General features: G+C 60.5%; 28 protein-coding genes. 17 read left to right on the plus strand and 11 right to left on the minus strand.

The window, feature by feature from the left end; translation table 11 throughout:
* Window positions 1-39 precede the first annotated feature (39 nt).
* The 4 genes from BBX50_RS06650 (at window position 40) to BBX50_RS06665 (ending at window position 4,395) form a co-directional block, all read left to right on the plus strand.
* Window positions 40-1,113, plus strand: a complete 1,074-nt coding sequence (locus BBX50_RS06650; protein ID WP_065774530.1) for a cyclic nucleotide-gated ion channel — start codon at window positions 40-42, stop codon at window positions 1,111-1,113.
* A gap of 177 nt (window positions 1,114-1,290) precedes the next feature.
* The gene (locus tag BBX50_RS06655) at window positions 1,291-2,136 is read left to right on the plus strand and encodes a response regulator (protein WP_065774531.1); all 846 of its coding nucleotides are present in this window, start codon (window positions 1,291-1,293) and stop codon (window positions 2,134-2,136) included.
* Window positions 2,137-2,412: 276 nt separating this feature from the next.
* Window positions 2,413-3,705, plus strand: a complete 1,293-nt coding sequence (locus tag BBX50_RS06660) for a diguanylate cyclase (RefSeq protein ID WP_244513108.1) — start codon at window positions 2,413-2,415, stop codon at window positions 3,703-3,705.
* Between the two features lie 207 nt (window positions 3,706-3,912).
* A complete protein-coding gene (locus BBX50_RS06665) occupies window positions 3,913-4,395 on the plus strand; it encodes a VOC family protein (protein ID WP_065774532.1) in 483 nt (160 codons plus the stop codon).
* 57 nt (window positions 4,396-4,452) lie between these two features.
* On the opposite strand, the gene BBX50_RS06670 is transcribed toward BBX50_RS06665, so the two are convergent.
* From BBX50_RS06670 to BBX50_RS06680, 3 genes are all read right to left on the minus strand, one after another.
* Window positions 4,453-5,052 carry a YdeI/OmpD-associated family protein gene (locus tag BBX50_RS06670; RefSeq protein ID WP_065774533.1) on the minus strand — a complete coding sequence of 200 codons (600 nt, stop codon included), beginning with the start codon at window positions 5,050-5,052 and terminating at the stop codon, window positions 4,453-4,455.
* A gap of 108 nt (window positions 5,053-5,160) precedes the next feature.
* The gene (locus BBX50_RS06675; RefSeq protein WP_161490852.1) at window positions 5,161-6,225 is read right to left on the minus strand and encodes a phosphatase PAP2 family protein; all 1,065 of its coding nucleotides are present in this window, start codon (window positions 6,223-6,225) and stop codon (window positions 5,161-5,163) included.
* Window positions 6,226-6,411: 186 nt separating this feature from the next.
* The gene (locus BBX50_RS06680; protein ID WP_065774535.1) at window positions 6,412-7,416 is read right to left on the minus strand and encodes a GlxA family transcriptional regulator; all 1,005 of its coding nucleotides are present in this window, start codon (window positions 7,414-7,416) and stop codon (window positions 6,412-6,414) included.
* Window positions 7,417-7,426: 10 nt separating this feature from the next.
* Between BBX50_RS06680 and BBX50_RS06685 the strand changes: the two genes are divergently transcribed.
* Window positions 7,427-7,693, plus strand: coding sequence for a hypothetical protein (locus BBX50_RS06685; protein WP_065774536.1), 267 nt, complete (start codon window positions 7,427-7,429; stop codon window positions 7,691-7,693).
* A 255-nt stretch (window positions 7,694-7,948) separates the two neighbouring features.
* The gene (locus BBX50_RS06690) at window positions 7,949-8,092 is read left to right on the plus strand and encodes a hypothetical protein (protein ID WP_244513109.1); all 144 of its coding nucleotides are present in this window, start codon (window positions 7,949-7,951) and stop codon (window positions 8,090-8,092) included.
* A gap of 127 nt (window positions 8,093-8,219) precedes the next feature.
* Here BBX50_RS06690 and BBX50_RS06695 read toward each other — a convergent pair whose 3' ends face one another.
* Together BBX50_RS06695 and BBX50_RS30220 are read right to left on the minus strand one after the other, a co-directional pair.
* Window positions 8,220-8,423: a DUF1127 domain-containing protein gene (locus tag BBX50_RS06695; RefSeq protein ID WP_065774538.1), complete on the minus strand. Its 204-nt coding sequence runs from the start codon at window positions 8,421-8,423 to the stop codon at window positions 8,220-8,222.
* 99 nt (window positions 8,424-8,522) lie between these two features.
* The gene (locus BBX50_RS30220; protein WP_065774539.1) at window positions 8,523-8,801 is read right to left on the minus strand and encodes a hypothetical protein; all 279 of its coding nucleotides are present in this window, start codon (window positions 8,799-8,801) and stop codon (window positions 8,523-8,525) included.
* Window positions 8,802-8,913: 112 nt separating this feature from the next.
* Between BBX50_RS30220 and BBX50_RS06705 the strand changes: the two genes are divergently transcribed.
* The 3 genes from BBX50_RS06705 to BBX50_RS06715 all read left to right on the plus strand — a co-directional run bounded on the left by BBX50_RS06705 (window position 8,914) and on the right by BBX50_RS06715 (window position 11,106).
* Window positions 8,914-9,804 (plus strand): LysR substrate-binding domain-containing protein, encoded by an 891-nt coding sequence (locus tag BBX50_RS06705; RefSeq protein ID WP_065774540.1) that lies wholly within the window; start codon window positions 8,914-8,916, stop codon window positions 9,802-9,804.
* Window positions 9,805-9,885: 81 nt separating this feature from the next.
* Window positions 9,886-10,533 (plus strand): VIT1/CCC1 transporter family protein, encoded by a 648-nt coding sequence (locus tag BBX50_RS06710; protein ID WP_065774541.1) that lies wholly within the window; start codon window positions 9,886-9,888, stop codon window positions 10,531-10,533.
* Window positions 10,534-10,872: 339 nt separating this feature from the next.
* Window positions 10,873-11,106 (plus strand): hypothetical protein, encoded by a 234-nt coding sequence (locus BBX50_RS06715; RefSeq protein WP_065774542.1) that lies wholly within the window; start codon window positions 10,873-10,875, stop codon window positions 11,104-11,106.
* A gap of 203 nt (window positions 11,107-11,309) precedes the next feature.
* Here BBX50_RS06715 and BBX50_RS06720 read toward each other — a convergent pair whose 3' ends face one another.
* Both BBX50_RS06720 and BBX50_RS06725 read right to left on the minus strand, forming a co-directional pair.
* The gene (locus tag BBX50_RS06720; protein ID WP_065774543.1) at window positions 11,310-13,166 is read right to left on the minus strand and encodes an ATP-binding protein; all 1,857 of its coding nucleotides are present in this window, start codon (window positions 13,164-13,166) and stop codon (window positions 11,310-11,312) included.
* Between the two features lie 236 nt (window positions 13,167-13,402).
* The gene (locus BBX50_RS06725; protein ID WP_065774544.1) at window positions 13,403-14,047 is read right to left on the minus strand and encodes a GntR family transcriptional regulator; all 645 of its coding nucleotides are present in this window, start codon (window positions 14,045-14,047) and stop codon (window positions 13,403-13,405) included.
* A gap of 313 nt (window positions 14,048-14,360) precedes the next feature.
* On the opposite strand from BBX50_RS06725, the gene BBX50_RS06730 reads away from it, so the two are divergent.
* From BBX50_RS06730 to BBX50_RS06760, 7 genes are all read left to right on the plus strand, one after another.
* A complete protein-coding gene (locus tag BBX50_RS06730; RefSeq protein ID WP_065774545.1) occupies window positions 14,361-15,785 on the plus strand; it encodes a M20 family metallopeptidase in 1,425 nt (474 codons plus the stop codon).
* Between the two features lie 33 nt (window positions 15,786-15,818).
* Window positions 15,819-16,538: an ABC transporter permease subunit gene (locus BBX50_RS06735; RefSeq protein WP_065774546.1), complete on the plus strand. Its 720-nt coding sequence runs from the start codon at window positions 15,819-15,821 to the stop codon at window positions 16,536-16,538.
* Window positions 16,538-17,260, plus strand: coding sequence for an ABC transporter permease subunit (locus tag BBX50_RS06740; RefSeq protein ID WP_065774547.1), 723 nt, complete (start codon window positions 16,538-16,540; stop codon window positions 17,258-17,260). The genes BBX50_RS06735 and BBX50_RS06740 overlap by 1 nt, the downstream gene beginning before the upstream one ends.
* On the plus strand, window positions 17,257-18,039 hold the full coding sequence (locus BBX50_RS06745; protein ID WP_065774548.1) for an ATP-binding cassette domain-containing protein: 783 nt from the start codon (window positions 17,257-17,259) through the stop codon (window positions 18,037-18,039). The genes BBX50_RS06740 and BBX50_RS06745 overlap by 4 nt, the downstream gene beginning before the upstream one ends.
* Before the next feature lie 66 nt (window positions 18,040-18,105).
* Entirely contained in the window at window positions 18,106-18,963 is an 858-nt protein-coding gene (locus tag BBX50_RS06750) for a transporter substrate-binding domain-containing protein (protein WP_065774549.1), read from the plus strand.
* 110 nt (window positions 18,964-19,073) lie between these two features.
* Complete coding sequence (locus BBX50_RS06755; protein WP_065774550.1) at window positions 19,074-19,385, plus strand: metalloregulator ArsR/SmtB family transcription factor; 312 nt, start codon at window positions 19,074-19,076, stop codon at window positions 19,383-19,385.
* A gap of 33 nt (window positions 19,386-19,418) precedes the next feature.
* Window positions 19,419-19,886, plus strand: a complete 468-nt coding sequence (locus BBX50_RS06760) for an SRPBCC family protein (RefSeq protein ID WP_065774551.1) — start codon at window positions 19,419-19,421, stop codon at window positions 19,884-19,886.
* Between the two features lie 31 nt (window positions 19,887-19,917).
* Here BBX50_RS06760 and BBX50_RS06765 read toward each other — a convergent pair whose 3' ends face one another.
* Window positions 19,918-20,601, minus strand: a complete 684-nt coding sequence (locus tag BBX50_RS06765) for a hypothetical protein (RefSeq protein ID WP_065774552.1) — start codon at window positions 20,599-20,601, stop codon at window positions 19,918-19,920.
* Window positions 20,602-20,886: 285 nt separating this feature from the next.
* Here BBX50_RS06765 and BBX50_RS06770 point away from each other — a divergent pair, with 285 nt between their 5' ends.
* Complete coding sequence (locus tag BBX50_RS06770) at window positions 20,887-21,372, plus strand: BA14K family protein (RefSeq protein ID WP_065774646.1); 486 nt, start codon at window positions 20,887-20,889, stop codon at window positions 21,370-21,372.
* A 234-nt stretch (window positions 21,373-21,606) separates the two neighbouring features.
* Here BBX50_RS06770 and BBX50_RS06775 read toward each other — a convergent pair whose 3' ends face one another.
* From BBX50_RS06775 to BBX50_RS06785, 3 genes are all read right to left on the minus strand, one after another.
* Window positions 21,607-21,912 carry a hypothetical protein gene (locus tag BBX50_RS06775; protein WP_065774553.1) on the minus strand — a complete coding sequence of 102 codons (306 nt, stop codon included), beginning with the start codon at window positions 21,910-21,912 and terminating at the stop codon, window positions 21,607-21,609.
* A gap of 289 nt (window positions 21,913-22,201) precedes the next feature.
* Window positions 22,202-22,753 carry a hypothetical protein gene (locus tag BBX50_RS06780; protein ID WP_065774554.1) on the minus strand — a complete coding sequence of 184 codons (552 nt, stop codon included), beginning with the start codon at window positions 22,751-22,753 and terminating at the stop codon, window positions 22,202-22,204.
* Between the two features lie 114 nt (window positions 22,754-22,867).
* Complete coding sequence (locus BBX50_RS06785; RefSeq protein WP_065774555.1) at window positions 22,868-23,149, minus strand: hypothetical protein; 282 nt, start codon at window positions 23,147-23,149, stop codon at window positions 22,868-22,870.
* Between the last annotated feature and the right edge of the window lie 414 nt (window positions 23,150-23,563).

The following is a 23,563-nucleotide window of genomic DNA, read 5'->3' on the forward strand; positions in this document are numbered from 1 at the left end:
AGGACATCGCGGCAGGGCGCGGGACGGTTGGGGGCGTGAATGAAGGCACGGCCTTTCCTGAAAATCTCGGCGCCGCTGAACGGGCTTTTGGCGGCGGCTGGGCTCGTTGCGGTCGCGGCGCTGACGGCGCGGGATATCGGTGCTGCGGTGAAGCTGTCGCTGGAGCTTCTGCTCGCCGGCATCTGGGCCGTCTATGTGCTGCAACTGGTTGATACGCTGATCCGGCAGCCGGCCAAGGACGATCGCGTCCGCACGCCCGAACTCGTCATCGATCTTCTTGCGGTGGTGGTTCCGCTTGCAGGGTTCCTCCTTGCCGGCCCGCGCGACCAGAGCCTCTACTGCGGCATCTGGCTGTTGAAGCCGCTGCGCCATTCCACCTTCTTCCGGCTGCTTGGCCGGGTAGTGATGCGCGCCGCGCCCAATCTCGTCGGCGTCACCTCGGTCTTCGGCATCGTTCTCTTCGGCGCATCGCTGATTGCCTATCTGCTCGAGCGCGACATCCAGCCGGACAAGTTCGGCAGCATTCCCCAGGCGATGTGGTGGGCGGTGGTGACGCTCTCGACCACCGGCTATGGCGACGTGATCCCGCAAAGCTTTGCCGCCCGGGTGCTGGCGGGTCTCGTGATGATGTGCGGCATCGGCATCTTCGCGCTCTGGGCCGGCATTCTTGCCACCGGCTTCTTCGAGGAGGTGCGCCGCCAGGATTTCGTGCGCAACTGGCAGCTGGTGGCGGCGGTGCCGCTGTTTGAGAAGCTCGGCTCGGCCGCCTTCGTCGAGATCGTCAGGGCGCTCCGGCCGCGCGTGGTGCCGGCGGGCGCCGTCATCTGTCGCAAGGGCGAGCCGGGCGACCAGATGTTCTTCATCGTCGAGGGACGCGTCTCGATCGCGACCCCTTCGCCGGTGCCGATCGAACTCGGCCCTGGAAGCTTCTTCGGCGAAATGGCGCTGATCACGGGCGAGCCGCGCTCGGCGACCGTCAGCGCGGCCACGGACGTCTCGCTGCTGTCGCTCTTTTCGGAGGACTTCCAGATGCTGTCGAGCAGCAATCCGGAGATTGCCGAGGTCATCCGCAAGACGGCGGAGGCGCGGCGTGGCCAGGCGCCGACACATTGAGGGCGCAGCGGCCGACCGTCTGCTTCAGCGCCTCATGCCGGCACAGGGTGTCGTTATTTCGCCGGTCGCTCATTAACATCAGCGAAAGCCTTTCTCCTCTAGCATGGCCCCCGTTGCAGCACTGTGGCTGACGAGCGCGCGGGGCTGTCGGGGGACACTCTTACTGATGGGCTTTCAATGTCATTTTTCGGCGTTTCCGGGATGTATTATTCCGGTGAATCTCTGGCCGAGCACCGGATCGTGCTTGCCGAGGACTCCAACCTTTTTTCATCGATGGTCTCGAAGCGGCTGAAAGAGCTGTTCGATATCGATGTGATCGTCTGCCGGGACTATGACGACCTGCAGTTTGCCGTCGAGAATGCAACCTTTCCCGCCTCGCTCGCGATTTCCAACATCAACCTTCCGGGCGCGGAAAACGGCGAAGCGCTCAACTATCTGATCGAGATGAGCGTGCCGACGGTCGTCTTCACCGGCTCGTTCCAGGAATCAACGCGCGAGAAGATCCTCGCCAAGGAGATCGTCGACTATGTCATCAAGGACAGCGTCTTTGCCGTCGACATGCTGGCGGAATCGGTCTGCCGCTTCCTCACCAACCACAAGCACCATGTGCTGATCGTCGATGACAGCCCGACGGCGCGCGCGCTCTTGACGACGCAGCTGAAGCGCTACAACTTCCGCACCAGCTCGGCCGAAAACGGCGCGGCGGCTCTGGAGATCCTCAAGAACAATCCGGATATCGGCCTCGTCATCACCGACTACAACATGCCCGATATCGACGGCTTCGAGCTGACACGGCGCATTCGCGGCTCCTATGGCCCGCACCAGTTGCGCATCATCGGCGTTTCGTCCTCCACCAACCGGCTGCTCTCGGCGCGGTTCCTCAAGGCCGGCGGCAACGACTTCGTCGTTCGTCCCTTCGTCAACGAGGAGTTCTACTGCCGCGTCAACCAGAACCTCGACACGCTGACGAAGATCCGCACGCTCAGCGAAAAGGTTGGGGTTCCGGCGAAGGCTTCGGCCTGATCCGAGAACAAACCCGTAATTATTTGGGGTCGGATGCGCGAATTCCCGCGCTCAGGTTGCTGCATTAACGAAATTGCAATCCGATCGGTCTTCAATCCGCCGCAACAGGAGCGGGGAACCCGGTCACACCAGATCGCGCCGGCCGAAGGGCCGGTGCGGTCGTGACGGGTTTAATCATATTCGGAGCCAGCGTTACCCTAGCGGGAAGCACGCCTGCGGCTCGAGAGGGGTTGCAGAGACGTGAGATTGCGCCGCACGCCGGGCCGGGTGAATTCTGTGCAAAAGCACAGCGACAAGCGCATGCTGCTCGTCGAAGATTCCCGGATGTTCGCGACGGCGCTGAAATACGGCCTTGAATCGGTACACGGCATTCGTGTCACCCATTGCAACTCGCTTGCGGCACTGCGCGAAGCGCTTGGCGAGGCGCCGGGAAGCTTCTCTCTGGCAGTTCTCGATCTCAACCTGCCTGACGCGCCCAATTGCGAGGCGCTCGATTTCATCCTTTCCCATCAGGTGCCGGCCGTCGTCTTCACCGCCGCCTTCAACGACCATACGCGCGAAGAAATCCTTGGGCGCGGCGTGCTCGATTGCGTCATCAAGCACCAGCCGGAATCGATCAACCTGCTGATCGGCGCCGTCGACAGGGCGCTCACCAATGGCAAGACGACCGTGCTGCTGGCCGATTCCGACGACGCCTCGCGCAGCGAGCTTGCCGGCATCCTCCGGCGAAAGCGGATCTCCGTCCTGGAGGTGGAGTCGGCTGCCGATGCGCTGCAGGTGCTCGACAGCGGCGAGGCGGTCGATCTGGTTATCACCGACCTCGACCTTGCGGACATGACCGGTGCCGCGCTGCTTGCCGAGGTGGAACGCCGGCAGGGCGATGGCGCACTTCCGGTGATCGCGCTTTCCGACAGCGGCGACCGGCGGGCGGGCGCCCGGTTCCTCGAAGCCGGCGGCACGGATTTCATCCAGAAACCGTTCCTCGAAGCGGAGTTCAACGGCCGGATCGCGCAAGCCGCCGGTGTCCAGAAGCGTTTGCAGACGCTGCAGCGGCAGGCGGCGAGCGACTATCTCACCGATCTCTACAACCGCCGTCACTTCTTCGTTGCCGGGCCGCGGCTTGTCGACCAGTGCCTGAGACGCGGCGAACCGACGGCGATCGCCGTGCTCGACATCGACCATTTCAAGCGGCTCAACGATACCTATGGCCACGAGATCGGCGACATCGTGCTGAAGCACGTGGCCAAGCGCCTCTCGGTGCTGGTGGGCGAGGAGCATCTGCTCGCCCGTCTCGGCGGCGAGGAGTTCGGCATCCTCTTCAACGGTTGCGACGTCCGGCGCGCTTTTGCCTTCTGCGATGCGCTTAGAGTGGAGCTGGCAAAGTCACGCATCGTCGCCGACGACGAGGAGCTGACGATCACCGTCTCGATCGGTCTTGCGACCATCGTAAGCTCAGAAGCCTTCGAAAACTACCTGCACGCCGCCGACCAGTTTCTCTATATGGCGAAACATGCGGGTCGGAACCGGGTCATTTCCGAGTTGGCGCTGCTGGACGCGCTGGCATCTTAGGTGATCTCTCTTGAGGCGCGACGACGGCCTGCCGATCACCAATATCCAAGGTGAATTCAGCTTCGCCCTCAAATATGACAAGGCGAGGCGCTTGCGCGGCCGGGCGGCAGCGGCATGAGAAAGATCGCCCGCATTGTCGGTTTGCGACAAAGTCGAACGTCCTTGGGTCGCTGGGCATCGTCCAGCACGAAAAGGAGGAGCCGACAGATGACGAATGTTGTTTCAAATCTCTGGTTTGCGAAGGAGGCGCGCGCAGCCGTCGACTTCTATGTCTCGCTTGTTCCCAATTCGGCGATCACCCGCATCACCACGTTGCCGGCGGAGAGCCCGAGCGGCCCGCCCGGCAGCGTGCAGGTCATCGAGTTCACGCTTGGCAAGCAAGAGTTCATGGCGCTCGAAGCCGGGCCGCTCGATCCGTTCAACCATGCCTTCTCGATCATGATCCAATGCGACACCCAGGAAGAGATCGACCGGCTTTGGAGCGCAATCAGCGACAATGGCGGGGAGGTCGAGCAATGCGGCTGGATCCGGGATCGCTGGGGCCTTTGCTGGCAGATCGCCCCCAGGGTGCTCGGCGACATGATCGCCCATTCCGACCGCGAGCGTGCCAAACGCGCGACGGAGGCGATGCTCGGGATGATCAAGCTCGATATTGCCGCGCTCGAACGGGCTTTTCACGGTGAGGGATAGGCATCGCCGGCGTCTGCTTTGGCCGCTGCCGCGGCGCAGGAAGGACGGGAAGCCGCTTCACTTTTTCCCCTGCGGATAGATCGTCTCGCCGCGTTTCAGCATGTCGACGAAGGTCTCGATCTTCTTTTTGCGACCCGCCTCGGTCTTCATGTTGTGGGTGCGGAAGGCAAGCGCAAAGCGGTTCTGGGCGCTGAGCCTGGCGAGCATTTCGCGGGCCTCGGGTACGGCGTCGATGGCCGCCTGCAGATCGTCCGGGATTTTCATGTCCTTGCCGCTGCCATAGGCCCGGTCCCAGCGGCCATCAGCCTTGGCAGCCTCCACCTGGCGCAGCCCGTGCTCGGTCATGCGGCCTTCCGCAATCAGTCGCGCGACATTGTCGACGTTGATCTGGCTCCAGATGCTCTTCTTGCCGCGCGGCGTGTAGCGCTGCAGAAAGCTCTTCTCGTCGAACGCCTTGCGCAAGCCGTCGATCCAGCCCCAGCAGAGCACCACGTCGATCGCTTCCTTCGGCGTGATCGAGGCAAGGCCGGAGCCGGTCTTGTGGGTCTTGATCCAGACCTCGTCTTCGGCCTGATGGTGGACGGCGAGCCAGTCGTAGAAACTCTTGAAATCCTTGAATTCATGGACCTTGGCAGGATTGATCTCGACCGGCGCCATATGTCTTGCTCCTGCTTTGCTGAAGTGTCCGCCATTCAACCCAAATGCGCGTTGTGCGCAAGGGGGCGCCGCCGCCTCAGCCAGAGCCGTGGCGACATCGCGAAGCGGTCATGATCGCGAGCGGACGAGCACGGAACCAACGGGCGCGGGGCGGGCAAGGGACTTCTGACGCGAGGAGCCCGTCGCGAATGTAACGAAACCGATGGCAGCCAGAGCGACCACGACCCCGGCGATGACGTCGACGACGTAGTGGTTTGCCCCCGGTATCGCCGAGAAACCCATGGCGAGGTTCAGAGCGAGCGCGGGATAGCGCAGGATACGCATGGGCCACAGCGCCCATGCGCAGAGTGCCGCGACCGCAGCGTGCACTGACGGAAAGGTCAGAATGCCCGCGCTGTCTTCCAGTCGCCAGATGAAATCGGGATCGTTTCGCACCGCGTGGAACTGCTCAAGGAAGAAGTATCCATAGGTCGGGTCGATGTTCTGCAGGCTGCTCGCGTCGAACTGGTAGTAGGAATAGGTTCCAAGCGCCGGGAAGAAGATGGAGATGGCGCTTGATAGAAAGCACAGGAGCCCGTAGGTGGCGACCATCTGATAGGCTCTGCCGTGATGGCCGGCCAACGCCAGCAGGGCCGGGCAGAGCAAGAGCTGGTAGCCGAAAGATCGATAGGCCTTGTTCAGCGCCTCGGAGAGAAGCGGGTGCTGATCGATCCATCCCATCATCGCGGTCCAATTGACCCCAAGCCACTTGTCCCACCTGGAGAGCTGATTGTCCGCCAAGGGGAAATTCAGCCACGTGGACAAGTAGGTTGAAATCGTGATCGGGACGACCAGGAGCAGGCCGCATCCGCAGCATTCGATCATTGATCGAAGCGTGAGAAAATTGAAACACGTGGCAAGAGCGCTCGCCAGAAAGAACACCAGTGCGGCAATCGGAACGATGTCCAGCCCACCTTCAACGCTCACCTGAAAGCCGGTGAGGGATGTCATGAAAAAGATCAGGCCGTAGGAAACGATCGTTCCCGCAATCAGGAAAATACGAGCTTGAGAAAAGTCATTCATATTGAAAACTCCACGCAATAGACGGGGAGCTTTAACGTGCACTGGTTGTATTTCCGTAAAAAAAACCCGTAAGTTGCTGCGTGCGCGCCTGCAACTGACGTTCGGCGCCATCGTCGCCCCGGCCGCCATCGATCGGCCGTCGGCCGGCGGGCCACTACGGCAGCCGGTGCAAGACCTTCTATCGCAGCGCTGGCTTCCTCTGGCGACCGGGAACGCTCAAAGCTTGAGCGATCGGCAAAACGAAAGGAGGGCGGAAAACTCCACCCTCCATTCGCTTGTCTGTCGCTGGCTATGCCTCTACCGCGCCATCTGCAGCGTCAGCTTGCGGTCGGCGCGCTCCTGCTGCGGCGAGCGGTTGTAGAGTTCGCGATAACACTTGGAGAAGTGCGAGGCGGAGACGAAGCCGCAGGCAACGGCCACTTCGACCACCGGCATCGACGACTGGATCAAGAGGTGCCGGGCGCGGTCGAGGCGGATCTCCAGATAGTAGCGGGCGGGTGACCGGCCCATTTCCTGCCGGAACAGCCGCTCGATCTGGCGGCGCGAAAGATCCGCGCCCTCGGCGATTTCCAGAAGCGACAGCGGCTCGGCTAGATTGGCCTCCATCAGCTCGATGATAGACAGCACCTTGGCATTCTGCACGCCGAGGCGGGCCCGAAGCGGCAGACGCTGGCGGTCATGCGGTCCGCGCACGCGGTCGGTCAGTGCCTGTTCGCAGACGCGGTTGACGAGGTTCTCGCCGAAATCCTGGTCGATCAGGTTCAGCATCATGTCGAGCGAGGCGGTGCCACCGGCGCAGGTGTAGATGTTGCTGTCGATCTCGTAGAGGTCGGCATAGACCTCGGCCTGCGGGAACGCCTCGGAAAAGCCCGGCAGGTTTTCCCAGTGGATGGCGCAGCGCTTGCCCGTCAGCAGGCCGGCGGACGCCAGCACATGGGCGCCCGTACAGAGGCTGCCGACGGCGACGCCGCGGTTATAGACCTCGCGCAGCCAGGCATTGACCGACTTGTTGTTGAAGTCCTCGACATAGATGCCGGAACAGACCAGCACCATCGACGGGCGGTTCTCGCCGCCGAGAAACTTGCGCTCGTCGGCAAGCGACGAATTGACCTCGAGCGCGATGCCGCTCGACGACAGGACCTTTTCGCCGTCCGACGAGGCGAGGCGCCAGGTATAGGCCTCGTAGCCGAGCATGCGGTTGGCGATGCGGAGCGTTTCGATCGCCGCCGAAAAGGGCAGCATGGAAAAGTTCGGCACCAGGAAGAAAACGAGAGAACGCTTTTTGGTCAGTGGCTTGTTCATGAGGCTTCCCATGCTTGGCGATGCGGCTATATTCGTCGCTTGGAAGATACTCTTCGGCTTGTCTGTTTGCGACATTGGCATGGAAAGCAGCGACCGCAAAGAGATTTCGCATTGCGACATCGCGCGGCAAAAGGCGATTTCGCCGGGCTTTCAGGTCTTTGTAAGGAAAGCGACAGTTTTCACCGCGCCGCTGACGTTATCTGACAAGAACCGCCATAGATACGCAACAATCACAAACTGCGCTCCAAGGTTGTGTTTGCCGATTGCGACCTTCTGAGCGGTCTGAGGCGGTGTCGGTCTGAGACAAGTGACGCTGGACGCCAGGGGCGGCGCCGGGCTGGCGGGGAACACAATCGGTTCCAGGAAAACCGGGGGCAGCCTTGCGGATATCCCACACGTCTTGCGGCCAACGTTTTCCGTATTACATGCAAGTCTGTCGGCACTTCAGAAAGGTGATCTTCGCGTGAAGTAGGACGGAGCAACAGACAATCGCCGCTTGGTCTCGCTGTGCAAGATCCTGTGGGGCGTGTCAATGATGACGGCAGCAACCGCTGTCGGAGCTTACATTGGCTGGGAGAGGCACGGCGTCGTGGGAGCGCTGGCACTCGGATTTGTGGGACTGGTCGCCGGCGGCTTCCTCAGTCAGCCGTCGCTGCTCCTGCAACTGGTGACCTAAGCTTGTTCTCCGCAAGGATGGCGGGCGGAAGTGGTCGCTGCAAAGAGCAAGGGCACCGCCTCCTCGGCGATGCCCTTCACTGTTCCGGCTGCTTCGACCTGCCTTTGGGGGCAGGCCGTAGCACCATTCATTGCTCGGTCTTGTGCACCGCATCGTCTACCGACGGGAAGCCGATGTCCTTCAGCGTGTCATAGGACAGGTCTTCCAGCGCCCGTTCCTGACGGTAGCGCTTCCACGCTGCCCAGGCACGAACCTGCAGGTTGAAGAGACCCGGAAGGGACGAGTGGGAGGATGCCCGTTCCGAGGCCGATGAAAACTGAGTATTGGACATTTCATGGCTCCTTCTGAGTGTCTCAGCAGGTCGCGACCATGATGGTAGTTATGACGCAACCTGATCTATCATTCCAACGAATATGTTTGATATCATTCATCAAACATGGTGATTGATTAGCGGGTCTGCAAACATCACGTCGTCGCGAACCCGCTTTGGCAGTTTCGCAAGTTCGCGCCGGGCTTCCACCCGATTTCGTGCGATCTGCTTTTCGCGTCGCTGCCGGACTACGCCGTCGAGTACGGCGATCATTTGGGTAAGGGCGTTGAGGACCATGTCGTTGCTCCTTCGATGCGGACTTTGTACCACTGCCTGCGACAGGGAGTTGTTACACAGGGAACTCCCGGGAGCGGCGACTGCGAGCTGGGCGGCGGACATGGGCTTCTCCTTCCTTCGTCGTCCTTGAGCTTGACTATCGGTCATTGCTGATGTTCAATCAAACGAAATGAAGTGAACTAATCTTTCAGTTTTTTTGAATGAGGATGTCGCCATGAACATGCTGATGCGCCATGCGCTTCCGCTTCTCGAAATGGATGTACTGAAGACATTCATCGCCATTGCCGAGACCGGCAACTTCACCACGGCCGCCGAGACCGTCTATCGCACGCCGTCCGCCGTCTCGATGCAGATCAAGAAGCTCGAGGAGATGCTCGGATGCACGCTCTTCCTGCGTGACGCGCGCTCGGTCACCTTGACGCCGAAGGGGGAGATGCTGCTCGGCTTTGCCCGCCGGCTGCTGTCGCTCAACAATGAAACGGTATCGCGCTTCCTGCTGCCGGATATGAACGGCGTCGTGCGCGTCGGGGCGCCGGAGGATGTCGGCGAGCGCATCCTGCCTGAGGTTTTGAAGCGCTTCGGCGATTCCTATCCGAACGTGACCGTCGACGTGTCGATCGGCATGAGCAACGCCATGCGCAAGAAGGTCGACGAGCATCGGCTCGACATCGCCATCTTCAACAGCCTGACCGAGGGAACGCCGAAAAACGGCGAAATCCTGATGCAGGAGAAGCTCGTCTGGGCCGGCGCCAAATGCGGCAATGCCCATCTGAAGGATCCTCTGCCGGTCTCGATGTGGGAGGATGGCTGCGTCTGGCGGGCGGATGCGGTGGAAAAGCTCGCGCGCGCGGGCCGCAAGTTCCGCATCGCTTTCCTCAGCGCCTATACCACCGGCCAGCGTGCCGCCGTGCTTGCCGGCCTCGCGATCGCGCCGCTGCCGCGTTATCTCGTCCAGGGAGAAATGGTGCAGCTTGGCGAGCGCGACGGCCTGCCGGATCTCGGTCACTACAATATCGGCCTGCAGGTGATCACCGATGCGCCGGCGCCGGTGCTGGCCGTCGCCGACCATGTGCGCGACGCCTTCGCCGACCTGCAGGCGCAATAGGGGGGACTGCTTGGCGTTGCGCTGCCCCCGATCGCAGCCGGCCACGGTTTTCTCCGCGCCCGTATCGCGGAAGGAGCGGCCTTGAGCGGTCAATCGCGTGCAGTCCTCGACCCCATCGATCGCCTGTCGGAGATCATCTTCGGCCTGCTGATGGCGTTGTCCTTCACCGGAACGATGAGCACGGTCACGGGTGGCGAAGGTGGGGTCAATGCGGTGCTTGCCGCCGCCTTCGGCTGCAACATCGCCTGGGGCATCGTCGACGGCGTCATGTATATGCTGACGACCGTGGTCGAGCGGACGCGCCGCCGTGGCTTCATCGATGCGCTCAGGCGCGAGCCGCTTGAGCGCGCGCGAGAGATGTTTCTGGAAAACCTGCCGGATGACGTGCGCCGTGTTTCCTCGCCCAAGGAGACCGAGGCCTTGCTTTTGCGGGTGAGGGCGCTTGGCTCCGATCCCCGGCACAGGGCTATCACCGGCCGCGATTTCAAGGCGGCGTTCGCCATCTTCCTGCTGGTCGTCACCTCGACCTTGCCGCCCAGCATCCCGTTTCTTCTGACCGATGATGTTGCCCTGGCGATGCGCGCTTCAAACGGCATCGCGCTCGTCATGCTCTTCGTCATCGGCGCACGGCTCGGCCGCTACATGGGCCGCAGCCCCTGGCCGATGGCTTTCGCCATGGCAGCGATCGGCGCCGTTCTGGTAGCCGTCACGATCGCGCTCGGCGGATAAGATTGAGAGACTGGAACGACCCGCAGGTTAGGCCACAAGACCCCTGTCGGAGCACAGCAGACTCTCTTGTTTTCTATCAATCTATAGGGTTGCCTTCTCACCAGGACAGCCACATGAAGCTTGCTCACATAGCCCGCGACGCCGAAGCGCTCGCCGCGTTTTGCGTGAACGTCTTGAAATACGAGCACTCGTTCCTGGTCTGCTTCTGGTGCCGCATTTTCGAAAGCGGACGCGATGCTCCAATCCATCGTCACCCATTGACGTCGGCATTTTTCTTCACAATAGGGTCAAGCCGACGAATGTGGCGAGCGCCAGCCACGCAATAACAGGAGTGTAGTCGTGAGCGAACCGACCGTAGCAGATGCAACAAACCGCATTTATGAATCGCTTCAGGCGGACAATGCCGACATTGACGTGCATATTGCGACCCTCAAGGCAGCGTTGACGCGGGCGGGTTTGAAAGAAGCCGTATTCGACCCGGCTAGGCTCGTGCAGAACAACCGTTCTGGCAGGAAGCTCATGCAGGCATACTTTCGGCAACGCGGCGTGACGGTGAAATTCGCGGCTGAGTGAAGCCTTCGCATGACGTCAAACGGGCCGCAGCATGGCGCCGATCGGCGCCGTGCTGGTGGAGGTGACGATCCTGTTTGGTGGCTAGCTTCCGCGTTGGGCGCTTCGCCCGGCTAATCAATTTATCCTCTTCGCCCGTCCATGAAGGCAGATTGAGGGGCTGGAGCTACCTTGCAAAGTGGTGCGTCCAAGGACCCCAGCCGGTTCTACGACGACTTCTCCTCCGCAGACGGTCTATGCGCCACACTGAACCGCAGCACCTCTTCGAAGACCAGATTTCGCGCCTTTGCGTCGGCAATCAACGATGAGGCGGGCATAACATACAGATGAAGCGGAATACTGTCCGATGATCCGATAACGAAATCATCATAGACAACTCGCTCGCTCAATGAGAACACGTCTTTAAAGCCAGTTCTCTTCATGTCCTTGTAAAATTCGTCGTCAATCTCAACAATAGAGAATGCAAAGACTTCCCGTACAGTGTCGATCCGGTCAACGAGTTCAGACGCATACAAGCGGCATTGAAGGAGCGCCTTATTGTTCTCAAATATATCTGCTCCGGGCTTCTTGAATTCGATGATGACCAGCTTATTGGGATGGCCTTCACTGTTCTTAGAAAAAAACGCCGCAACGTCAGGCTTGCGCTGCTGTTTAGATTCTGTCTCCGCGCCAACTTCACGGACGATCTTCGCCAAGGTCTCATCACTGTAAATGCTACTGTACGACAGGAATTTATCGTCCACGATCCAAACGTTATTCTCGCGGATATCGCTTCCGTCGCTGTTCTTGCGCAGGATGGCATTATGGAGGACGTCTTCTGCCGATTCACGGGGCATTTTGGAAAGTGAATCGATCAGCAACGCGCGATGAATGATGAAGCGCGCCAAGTCGTCACTGGCGAGGTGGGAGATATCATCGAAATTGACTTTTCGGCCTTCTTCCATCGCCTCGACGAGTTGGTCTTCGCGTCTCGCTTGCTGCGCTCTGTAGGTCTTTACGATCTCGTCCGCGTCCAGCATGGCGGCGTTCCCGTTCGTTGCGTCAATCGTGATGAACGGGTAGTATTTCTTCAGCTTGTTAATGTTGGCGAGTTTGAACGCGCCTATATCACCTTCCGCCGCCTCGTTGATCATGGCCAGGCATTCGTCGTGGATCCGCGGGATGAGTTTTTCGCGGCTAAGTGGCGATACTAGATCGGTATCTGCATCAGTCTTAGGTAACTCCAGCTTCTGGCGTTCGATATTGGAGCTTCGATTCAGATAAGTCGAAGTTATAGAAATCAGATAGCGGCAGACGTCGAACCGCTTGCTAATCTGGTATTCCTCTACGCAAAGTTCGTCGGCGCACAGCATTGCGATGATGCCTTTTCGAGGTGCATCTTCCCGAAAAAGATAACAATCGAAAATCTCACCGTTGACCTCGAAGGTTTTCGTCCTCAATGCCTCGATTTGCTCGCCTGAAAATACGAAATCCTCGGCGAACGGCTGCTTGGAGTTGTGGGTGAACTTGATCGATATGATCTGGCCGGCCTGTTTCTTCACGAACAGCAGGAGCCGCAAGTCGTCGCACATCGAGTTGACGAGCTTAGCGACCTGCGTGTTAATCTTCTCCTTCAGATCGGAGATGGTGATCGTCGTTTCCTGAGACCCCGATGTGGTTGTTCGCTTGACGTCTTCCAGTGTGAAGTCAGGTGTGTAACGAAATTCGACTAAATGTGTCGAAAGCTGGCTTCGGATGTCGACCCGATTGGCATACTTGAGAAACGCAAGGCGACCAACACCCTTACCGCCGATATCGTCTTTGTGGCCGGTGCAAATCTCGTCAAAGTAGTTGAGATTGTCCTGCGTGAAACCTTCTCCGTCGTCGGAGATAGTAATCTTGTCGAGGACTTTACGCTCTTCGTCGCCGAACAGTCCGGATTGCTTCTCAAACCAGAGATCAACTGAAATGGACTTTGCGCCGGCGTGGATAGAATTTGTTACACCTTCGCGGATGACGTCCCGCGCAGTGACGCCACCCTTGTAATGTTCAGCGATAAACTTCTTGAGATTGATCCGTGCCATAGAGACTGTCTAGTGAAACGAGGAAAGGCAAACAAGCGCGCTGCCAATGCTGCAAGATAAAATTATTAAGTTTCAGAGGTATGTGATCATGCCAAGAGCGCACGAACCTTGGCGGGAAGTCAAGACCCGCGCCGACTGCCGATAGGGGTGACACCTTCACCTGGCCGGCGCAATATTGCCATTCGTGGGATGGCGAAGAGATTGCCTGACAGGCGAAGCGCCGAAAGGCCAGAGTTTCACGCCCTGATCGGCGCCTGGCGGATATGGATTTCGATCAGGCGCTTCAGCTCGGCCAGGTCCCTGGCTTCCAGCGCATCGACCATCAGGTGATGCTCGCGGGCCGATTGTTCGATGCGGGCGCGCGTGCGCCATTGCGAGACCGGGGCCGAGGCTGTCCGCTGGCGGATTTCGGCGATGATGTTCACGAGTTCGGTGTTGCCCGCCAGCATGAGCAGGGCGCGGTGGAAGGCGAGGTTCGCGTCGTAGTGCTCCATGATCGAGCCGCGAAACGACATCTCGTCGAAGGCCCTGGCGAGGTCCCGCAACGCCCTGACGGATTCCGGCGTCACGTTCGCCACAATCCGGTCGGCGATGCCGGTCTCGAGGATCACGCGGATGTCGCTGATTTCCTGCGTGCGCTGGTCGTCGAGCTCGTAGACCTGGTAGCCGCGGTTGGGATTGTGCTGCACCAGGCGCTTTTGCGACAGGCGATCGAGTGCGCGTCGAACCTCGGGCCGGGTGCAATCATAGCGGCGTTCCAGGTCGATCTGCTTGAGCCAGGTGCCGGCGGGAAGGGTTCCGGTCAGGATGTCGTGCAGCAAAAGCTCGGTCACGTCCTTCTTGTCCGTGGACGCTTCCGTTTCCATCAGATCGTCGCTCATCGCCGGTCCTGTTTTTCTCGTGTCCACTGTCCGATCCCTTCCAGGAATTGGTTCCATTTTTGGAGAAACTATGATGACGCCCGCGACAATTCAATGCGGGCGGGGGGATTTTCTCGGCCAGTTTCAACGCCTTGGGGCCGAGACCGCGTCACCGTGACGGCCGGCTCAAAGCCGCCGCCGATTGCCGTGATCGACCGCTGAGGCGCTCTCCACGCCAACCGAAATAATTCATCGCGCCTCTCTTGTGTATCCAAAAATGATTCCGTAAATTGGCGCCAATAATGGATACTATTATTGGGGGCGCCGGTAAACCATGAAGAATTCGCATGCCGTCTGGGAACTGCTCGAGACCAAGCGCGAAGCATTCTTTGCGCTCAGCGACCGGGTCTGGGATACGCCGGAAACCAACTATGAGGAGTTTTCTTCGTCCGCCGAACATGCGGCACTGCTCGAAGCCGAGGGCTTTCGCGTGTCGCGTGGCATCGCCGGCATGCCGACGGCGGTCATGGGCGAGGCAGGTGAGGGCGGGCCTGTTATCGCCATCCTCGGCGAGTTCGATGCGCTGCCGGGCTTGAGCCAGGCGGCCGGCATTGCCGAGGAGCGGCCGCTCACCGAAGGCGGCAACGGCCATGGCTGCGGCCACAACCTGCTCGGCGCCGGCTCGATGATGGCGGCCACCGCCGTCAAGGACTATCTCGCTGCCAACGGCATCGAGGGGCGGGTCCGCTATTACGGCTGCCCGGCGGAAGAGGGCGGTTCGTCCAAGGGCTTCATGGTGCGCGCCGGCGTGTTCGACGATGTCGATATCGCGATCTCCTGGCACCCGGCACCCTTTGCCGGTGTCAACAACCCGATCTCGCTTGCCTGCAACGAACTCGACTTCCGCTTCAGCGGTCGGGCGTCGCACGCTTCGGCGGCTCCCCACCTGGGCCGCAGTGCGCTCGACGCGCTTGAACTGATGAATGTCGGCGTCAACTATCTGCGCGAGCACATGCCGTCGTCGGCGCGGATCCACTATGCGGTCACTGACACGGGCGGCAACGCGCCGAACGTCGTGCAGGCACGCGCGAAGGCGCGCTATCTCGTTCGCGCCCGCAGCCTGCCGGAGCTTCTGGACCTCGTCGAACGGGTCCGCAGCGTCTCCAAGGGCGCGGCGCTGATGACCGGCACCTCGGTCAGCGACGAGATCGTCAGCGGCGACGCCAATCTGATCGGCAACACGCCGCTCGAAGCGCTGATGCATCGCCAGCTCGAGCATCTGGGGCCGCCTCGGTTCGATGAGGACGACCGCAGGATGGCTGCAAGGTTCCAGGAGACCTTCACAAATGAGGATATCGCGTCTGCCTTCGAGCGCTTCGGCCTGAAGCTGCGCCGCGGTGTTTCCCTCTGCGACACGATCTTCCCGCCCGAGAACGGCGCCGGCACGCTTGTCGGCTCCACCGATGTCGGAACGGTCAGCTGGGTGGTGCCGACCGTGCAGATGCGCGGCGCCACTTACGCCATCGGCACGCCCGGCCACTCCTGGCAGCTGGTTGCGCAAGGCAAGCTTCCGGCCGCCCATAAGGGCATGGAACATGCGGCCAAGGTGATGGCGAGCACGGCGATCGAGCTGATCCTCGATCCGGCGCTGATTGCCGCGGCCAAGGCCGACCATGCCGCGAGGCTGGAGGGCACGCCGTTCGTCAATCCCATTCCTGACAATGTTGACCCACCGATCCCCGGCGTGAGCCATGGTTAGGTCATCGATCGACAAGCGAAGGGAGGCGCTGCGATGACTGAGCCCGGTTTCCTTGACATCATCAGCTTCGGGCCGGACGGCTGGGGGCCGGCGCTTGCGGCCGGCGCGTGGATGACGATCCTGATCGCGATATCAGGTTTTGCGATCGGCGGCCTCATCGGCACCTTCGGCGCCTGGGCGAAGATCGCCGGCGGTCCGGTCGTCCGTGCTTGCGCCGAGGCCTACACCACCATCCTTCGCGGCATTCCCGACCTGCTGGTCATCTATCTCTTCTATTTCGGCGGCAGCGCCGTGGTGACGGCGGTCGGCCAGCTGTTCGGCGCGGAGGGCTTCGTCAGCTTTCCCGGCTTCATCGCCGGCGCGCTTGCGGTCGGCATCACCTCCGGCGCCCAGCAGACCGAGGTCTATCGCGGCGCCTTTCGTGCCGTGCATCCGGGGGAACTGGAGGCGGCGACCGCCTGCGGCATGGGGCGGCTCCTCAAGTTCCGCCGCATCACCGCGCCCTTGACGCTGCGTTATGCGCTGCCAGGTCTCGGCAACGTCTGGCAGGTGGTGCTGAAGGAATCCGCACTGGTCTCGGTCACGGGCGTCGTAGAACTCCTGCGCCAGGCGCAGATCGGCGCCGGATCGACCAGCCGTCCCTTCGATTTCTTCTTTATCGCAGCGATGATCTATCTCGCGATTTCCACGGTCTCGGGCCTGATCCTTCAGGTCACTGAGCGCCGCTTCCAGCGCGGCGTCAGGAGGGGCTGATGGATATCAAATTTGCCCTTGAAACCTTCTGGAGCCTGGCGGCGGCGCTGCCGTTGACGCTGGAGCTTGCCGTGACCTCGATCGCGCTCGGCTCGGTTCTCGCTCTCGCTCTCGCGCTTTCCCGCCTCTCGGGCATTCTCGCACTCGATCTCTTTGCTCGCACTTATGTGTTCCTGTTTCGGGGAACGCCGCTGCTCGTGCAGATCTTCCTGATCTATTACGGTCTCAGCCAGTTTCCGGCCGTGCGCCACAGCATCTTCTGGCCGCTGCTGAGAGAACCCTACTGGTGCGCGGTGCTGGCGCTGATGCTGAACACGGCCGCCTATGCCAGCGAAATCATCCGCGGCGGGCTCATTTCGGTGCCGCACGGGCAGGTGGAGGCAGCGCGCGCCTGCGGCATGGGTCGCTTCATGATCTTCCGCCGCATCGTCATGCCGCAAGCGCTGCGCCAGGCGCTGCCCGGTTACGGCAACGAGATGATCTCCATGGTCAAGGCGACCTCGCTCGCCTCGATCATCACGCTGATGGAAATCACCGGCGTCGCCGCCAAGCTCATTTCGGAGAGCTACCGGGTGATCGAGGTCTTCGTCGTCGCCGGGTTCATCTATCTCGCCATCAACTTCGCGCTGACCCGGCTCGTCGCCTTCGCCGAAGCCAGGCTGAACCCGCACCTGCGCGCGCCGCTGGCGATTTCCGCAGAACTCAAGGGAGAAACGCATTGAACATCTCCGCCGCCGTCACCACTCCGGTCGCCATCCGCGTGCACGACCTACACAAGAGCTTCGGGCCCATCGAGGTGCTGAAAGGCGTGTCGCTCGAGGCGCGCGAGGGCGAAGTGATTTCCATTCTTGGATCGTCCGGCTCCGGCAAGTCGACGCTGCTTCGCTGCATCAACATGCTGGAGGTGCCGAATTCGGGCACGATCGAGGTCGCCGGTGAGGCCATCCGGCTGAAAACTTCGAGCGACGGGCGCAGCCGCCCAGCCGACCAGAAACAGGTGGACCGTATCCGCTCCGAACTCGGCATGGTGTTCCAGAGCTTCAATCTCTGGTCCCACAAGACCGTACTCGAAAATGTCATCGAGGCGCCGGTGCATGTGCTGAAGCGCCCGCGCGCCGAGGCGATCGAGGAGGCTGAAGCGCTGCTTGCCAAGGTCGGCATCGCCGACAAGCGCAACCACTACCCCTCGCATCTTTCGGGCGGCCAGCAGCAGCGTGCCGCAATCGCCCGCGCGCTTGCGATGCGCCCGAAGGCGATGCTCCTCGACGAACCGACCTCGGCGCTCGACCCGGAGCTGGTCGGCGAGGTGCTGCGCGTCATGCGCGGGCTCGCCGAGGAGGGGCGCACCATGCTGGTCGTGACCCATGAAATGGGCTTTGCCCGCGATGTCTCCAGCCGCGTCGTCTTCGTGCACAAGGGAACGATCGAGGAGGAAGGGCCGCCGCACGAGGTCTTCACCCGCTCGAAGTCCGAGCGGTTCCGCCAATTCATCAAGAGTTGAGGCGCCAGCTACGGCCGGCCGCCAACACGCATACCAATCAACATCCACAAAAAGGGGAATGCTGTAATGAAGAAGACCACCGCAATCATCGCCTCGGCGCTTGCCGTTGCCGCGGGGCTGATGTCCGTGCCGGCCAAGGCCGAAGACAAGAAGTGGACGAAGGTGACGATCGCCACCGAAGGCGCCTTTCCGCCCTATAACCTCACCAAGGCAGACGGCACGCTCGACGGCTACGAGATCGAGCTCAGCAAAATTCTCTGTGACCACATGAAGGTCGAATGCACCGTCATCGCCCAGTCCTTCGACGGCATGATCCCGGCGCTCAACGCCGGCAAGTTCGACGCCATCATGGCCGGCATGTCGGCGACCGAGAAGCGCAAGGAAGTCATCGACTTCTCGACGTCCTACGGCAGCACCGGCCAGGCCTTCGCGACGCTGAAGGGTGGCGATCTCGAAACGCTGCCGATGAAGGGCGAACTGTTCTCGCTCGCCTCCAACGAGGCGGGCGCGCGCAAGGCGGTAGACGAACTGAAGCCGCTGATCGAGGGCAAGACCATCGGCGTCCAGACCGCGTCGATCGCGGCGCGCTTCATCGACGAATATCTGAAGGACGTGGTCGAGGTGCGCGAATACAAGACGACCGAGCAGCACGATCTCGACCTCGTCGCCGGCCGCGTCGATTTCGTCATGGCCTCGATGGGTTATTTGAAGACCACGGTCGAAAAGCCCGCCAACAGCGATATGGTCATCACGGGCCCGCGCTTCCAGGGCGGCTTCCTTGGCGCCGGTAGCTCCGTCGGGCTGCGCAAGAGCGACCCGGAACTGAAGGTGCTGTTCGACGACGCCGTCGCCGCGGCCAAGGCCGACGGCACCATCAAGCGCCTTTCTGAAAAGTGGTTCGGCTTCGATCTGACGCCGCAATAAGCCTCGGGCGACACCGCTATCAACTCAAGCGCCGCGTGTTCCACCGAACGCGCGGCGCTCTTGCGCCTGGGGCGAGGTTGACTTTCATAAGTGATCAATTATGATAAGTCATGACTTATGAAGCGAGGGCATTGGTGGCTCTGGCCGATCCGACCCGGCGTGCCATCTTCGAGAAACTGGCGGAAGGTCGCCTTTCAGTGGCGGAGCTGGCACGCGTGATGCCGGTGTCGCAGCCGGCGATCTCACAACATCTGAAAGTGCTGAAGGAGGCGCGCCTGGTCGTTGACCAGCCGGCCGGCGCGCGCAGGATCTATTCGATCGATCCGAGTGGCCTTGGGCCCTTGCGCCAATGGCTGGACCGTTTCTGGGACGAGCAGCTTGCGGCTTTCAAGACGCTCGCCGACGGCGACGAGACGGAGTGATCAAAGGCGGCAACCGTTGAGCGGAGGAAGAGCATGCATAGGATCGAACCGGCCCCGGTGCTGAAATCCGTCACCGTCAGCGCGCCGCCTGAGCGCGCCTTCGAGATCTTCGCGACGCAGATGGGCGACTGGTGGCTGAAGACCCACAGCCTGACGGCAAGCGGACAGAAGACCATTGTCGTCGAGCCCCGCGCCGGCGGGCGCTGGTATGAGATCGGCGTGTCAGGTGAGGAAAGGGAGTGGGGCCGGGTGCTTGCCTACGAGCCGCCGAAGCGCATCCTTTTTGCCTGGCAGCTCAATGCCGACTGGACCTTCGATCCAGAATTCCGGACCGAAGTGGAAGTCACCTTCGAACCGACAGCCGACGGCGGCACGACCGTGCGGCTCGAGCATCGCAACCTCGCGAACTATGGCGCCAAGGCGGAGGAAGCGCGGCGCGCGCTCGATTCCGAAGGCGGCTGGGCCGGGTTGCTCGCGGCGTTTGCGGCGAGGGCGGCGTGAAGCGTGGCCAGATTGCCTGCGCAAGCAGCCCTTACCTAGAGGGGGTTTCCAGTGCGCGGGCGTCTTTTCTGACGTCATAGAGAAACTTCAGGATCGTGATGACCGAAGACGCAATGCCAGCCACGGCAGTTATGTGCTGCCAAGTTACCTGATCGGCCGCGGACTTATCGATCATGCCGATGGCATACATGGCCCAAACCGCGGTGTACAAGGCCGGCGCCAGTACGGCCGAGGCCAGGATAAGCACGATTGCCAAGGCCTTCGCAATCCGGGCGTCGACCGCCGAAACGTCCATTGTCCACGTCACTGCGACGATCACCAATCCGCAAAAAATGGTCGCCATGTTAACGACGGCCTGAAGCGGCGCGCCTAAAACGACATCACCCTGGCCATAGTTGAACAAGTTGAGCGGGAGCAGGATGGCCAGCACCACGGCATAGACGAAGCTTCTTGTTTTCAGCGCAAAGTCAAAAAGCAGGCAATATGCAAAGCCAGCAGCACCGATGATCGGGGCCAGGAGCAGCACGAGATAGAAAGGGTAGGCCGCTCTATCGTAGGCGTCCGGCCTTGGACCTGTTGCCTGTGACAATGGTCCACCTTGGTTCAAATGAGAAAATGCGATGTATCTGGAAATGAAGGTGCCCGCTTCTATCATCCACCAAACGGCCAACAGCGCGGTTGCTAAGGCGAGACAAACCCCGACAGCTCTTCGCATCACACAGTTCCTGCCCCATCCCCGTACTGACAACCATCAGAGATTGCATCGGCAAGCGACGTGAGTCGAGAGGGACTGATCTGCTGGCACCTTTTCGCCGCCTTCTCTCCCGGTTTCCGGTCGTATGGGCAAGCGACGATGGGCGATTCAACGTGCCCGGCACAGGCTGTGGACGCCAAATCAGGTCATGGTTTAGACAAGCTGCTGTGCCAAGCCGCGCACGTTCATCCGACATTCATGGCGGATTGCGGAAAATGGCCCGATGAAAAACAGTTGGATGATGCGATGAAAAGAATAGGTGCAGTACTCGTGGCCGCCGCTACGGCGCTGTCGGCGGTCTCGGCGCAGGCCGTGCCCATGTCCCCCGTTTCCGTTGGGCAGTCGGCTTCCCAGCCGGTCGAGTTGATCCACCACAAGCCAGGCCACTACGGCGGCCCGCGACACAAGCGCGGGTACGACGGCTACCGCTACAACGGCAACCGCTACAATGCGGGCCCACGATACGGCTATTACAATGGCTACGAGGGCTACCGCTACCGTCGCGACGGCTACCGCAGGCACAGCGATGGCTGGTGGTATCCTCTGGCTGCATTCGGAGCAGGCGTGGTTATCGGTGGCGCCATCGCGTCGCCACCCCGCAGGGTCTATTCCAATGCGCCGTCCGCGCATGTCGAATGGTGCTATGACCGCTATCGCTCATACAGAGCCTACGACAATAGTTTCCAGCCCCATTATGGGCCGCGCCAGGAATGCGTGTCGCCGTATTATTGAGCGTCCATTGGACGACGGCCGTCGGGTTGAAACCTCGATGACCGTCGTCGATGCGGCAGCATGGTCTCCGCCGTCACCTTGCTCTCCGGCAATGACCGTGGCGGAAAGCTTCGGAAAGGCGTGCACCTGTCGGGCATCGCCCGCCGTGTCACCTTCCGAGCATCCTGACAATTGATCGATCGCGCGCGAGGAACGGCAGCGTCGGCCGCGGCCAGCCTTCGGACGTCGCTGTTGTTACTTGGTCGGCCGCACGAGCGTGACAACCCGCGGCTTTGATGGCGCGTCGAGCCATTCGATCCACTTGTCCCGTTCCTCGATCGTGTCGAAGAACCGCCAGAGCTTGTAATCCTCTTCCGTGGTCTGCAGCATCTCGCCGATCGAAACGAGCTCCATCGGCAGCTCCACCTCGTTGCCGTCGTAGCGAATGAAATAGATGCCTTCGGCGGCAAGGCGGACAACCTGGCCGGTGCCGTAGGTTCCATCGGGATCGTCGACCGTGAAATACATGCCGGTCAGGGTGTCGAGAATTTTGTTGTTCATCGGTGTCGAATGCCAGTTCACGAAGATGCGGTTGAGGAGACGTTCGCCCGCCGCCGGGATTAAGGCAAGCTGAAATCTCCAGTTTCCACGTCTGCTGAAGAGTGAGGCACTGCCAGTGCGACTACTCAATGATTGCCGGCCATGCCGTACGTTCGTTGCCTTCACTTCACGAGTTCGGGAAGAGGGCTGAGTAGACCAAGCGATAGCGTCCGGCGCTGCTCTGGGATTGCGGCCGCCGTGCTAGACCGAGTGTCTCCATCCTCCCGCGGTATAGAGCAGCCCGGTAGCTTCAATTTAACCCAGGCGCAGATAGCGCTGGATGATTGAACAACGCAATTTGCTCGTGCGGCGAGCCTTCGCCATCCGCGGTCAATATCTTCGCCGCGTGATTATGTGCGAAGCAAAGATGTCGCGCGACCAAGATGACGTAGGCCCCGAAATTGATCCCTATATCGTCCTCATAGGGGCATCCTAGCACTGTATCACCAAACGCTATGCCGTTCACTTTGCCACTGAAAACATTCATCGACATGCGTCCGGCATTTTGCTCGAAGTTTTTGATTTCGGTCGTTGACGTGTGGGCATATGCATTTCTGAACCGCTTTATTAGGTCGGCTACAGAACTCACCCCTGGGCCTGTCAGGTCATGAGCGCCCGAAATTGGCATTCCGACATTCTCGCAATACTTGTTCAGTTCATAAGAATTTATCGAAAGCTCGATTAACGCCGATTCTCTGAAAGGGCTGGCGCTTTCGATCACTCCACTCAAAATGAGCTGCGTGTTACGTTTCAGCATGTGAACGGCTTCGTGGCGTCGGAACCACTTCAGTTGATCTGCCATGCGAGTTTCCTGTTTCTGATTGCTTTGGCTGATCCCGATATTCGAGGTGGGGACTAGACCCAGTATTTGGTTCGCTGATGTCTCAAGTTGCCACTCATGCGGGAGCAGGGTTCGTCACCTTCTTGGGGAATTATCGCGGATCCAATCGTTGGTGCCTTTGAAGTTCCTGTCCTGTTTATGGTTGTTAGTGAGTTCGGACACCATCAACTTGTCGTTCGCATCGAGGAACTGTCGGTAGTGGGCGTGAACCTCGTCGGAGGTATTGTTAAGGTTTACGAGCCAGCACGAGAGCTGGTATTTGTGTCCACCTCTCTCCTTCAAGTCATCGATAAGAGGTTTGTAGTCAGCGGACGTTTCTTCTTTCACTAGATCGTATGTGATGATGAATGGTGGCATTCCGTTCTCCGTTTCTAGTTGCATAAGCAAGAAACGATGAATTACCTTGAGTCGCAAGATCGTTTGCGATCCGTTGGTAGCCGTGCCCCTTAATTCACAACGACCTGGGGATAACGGGGATGATGAGACGGCAACGACTATCGCCGATGTTCGACGACATCACCTCGCCAGCCGAAGACATGGAAGAAATGCCAGATTGGGTAGAGGCAACGCGCCCATGCCGCCATCGGCTTCCGCTGGGCCACATTGGGCAACAACACGAAGGGCCGCAGCGTCACCGATCGATGCGAGACAGGATCTCTGCAGGGTGCCGTAGGTAGGTAGTCCCGCGTCCAGGCAGAAATGCAGGCCAAGCAGTGGCTCGGCCACGTCCGCTCAGCGCTCGGCAGTTACTAGGGAGCTGAGCTTGACGAT

Origin of the sequence: Ensifer sp. LC11 (assembly GCF_001695835.1) — a bacterium.
GTDB lineage: Bacteria > Pseudomonadota > Alphaproteobacteria > Rhizobiales > Rhizobiaceae > Ensifer.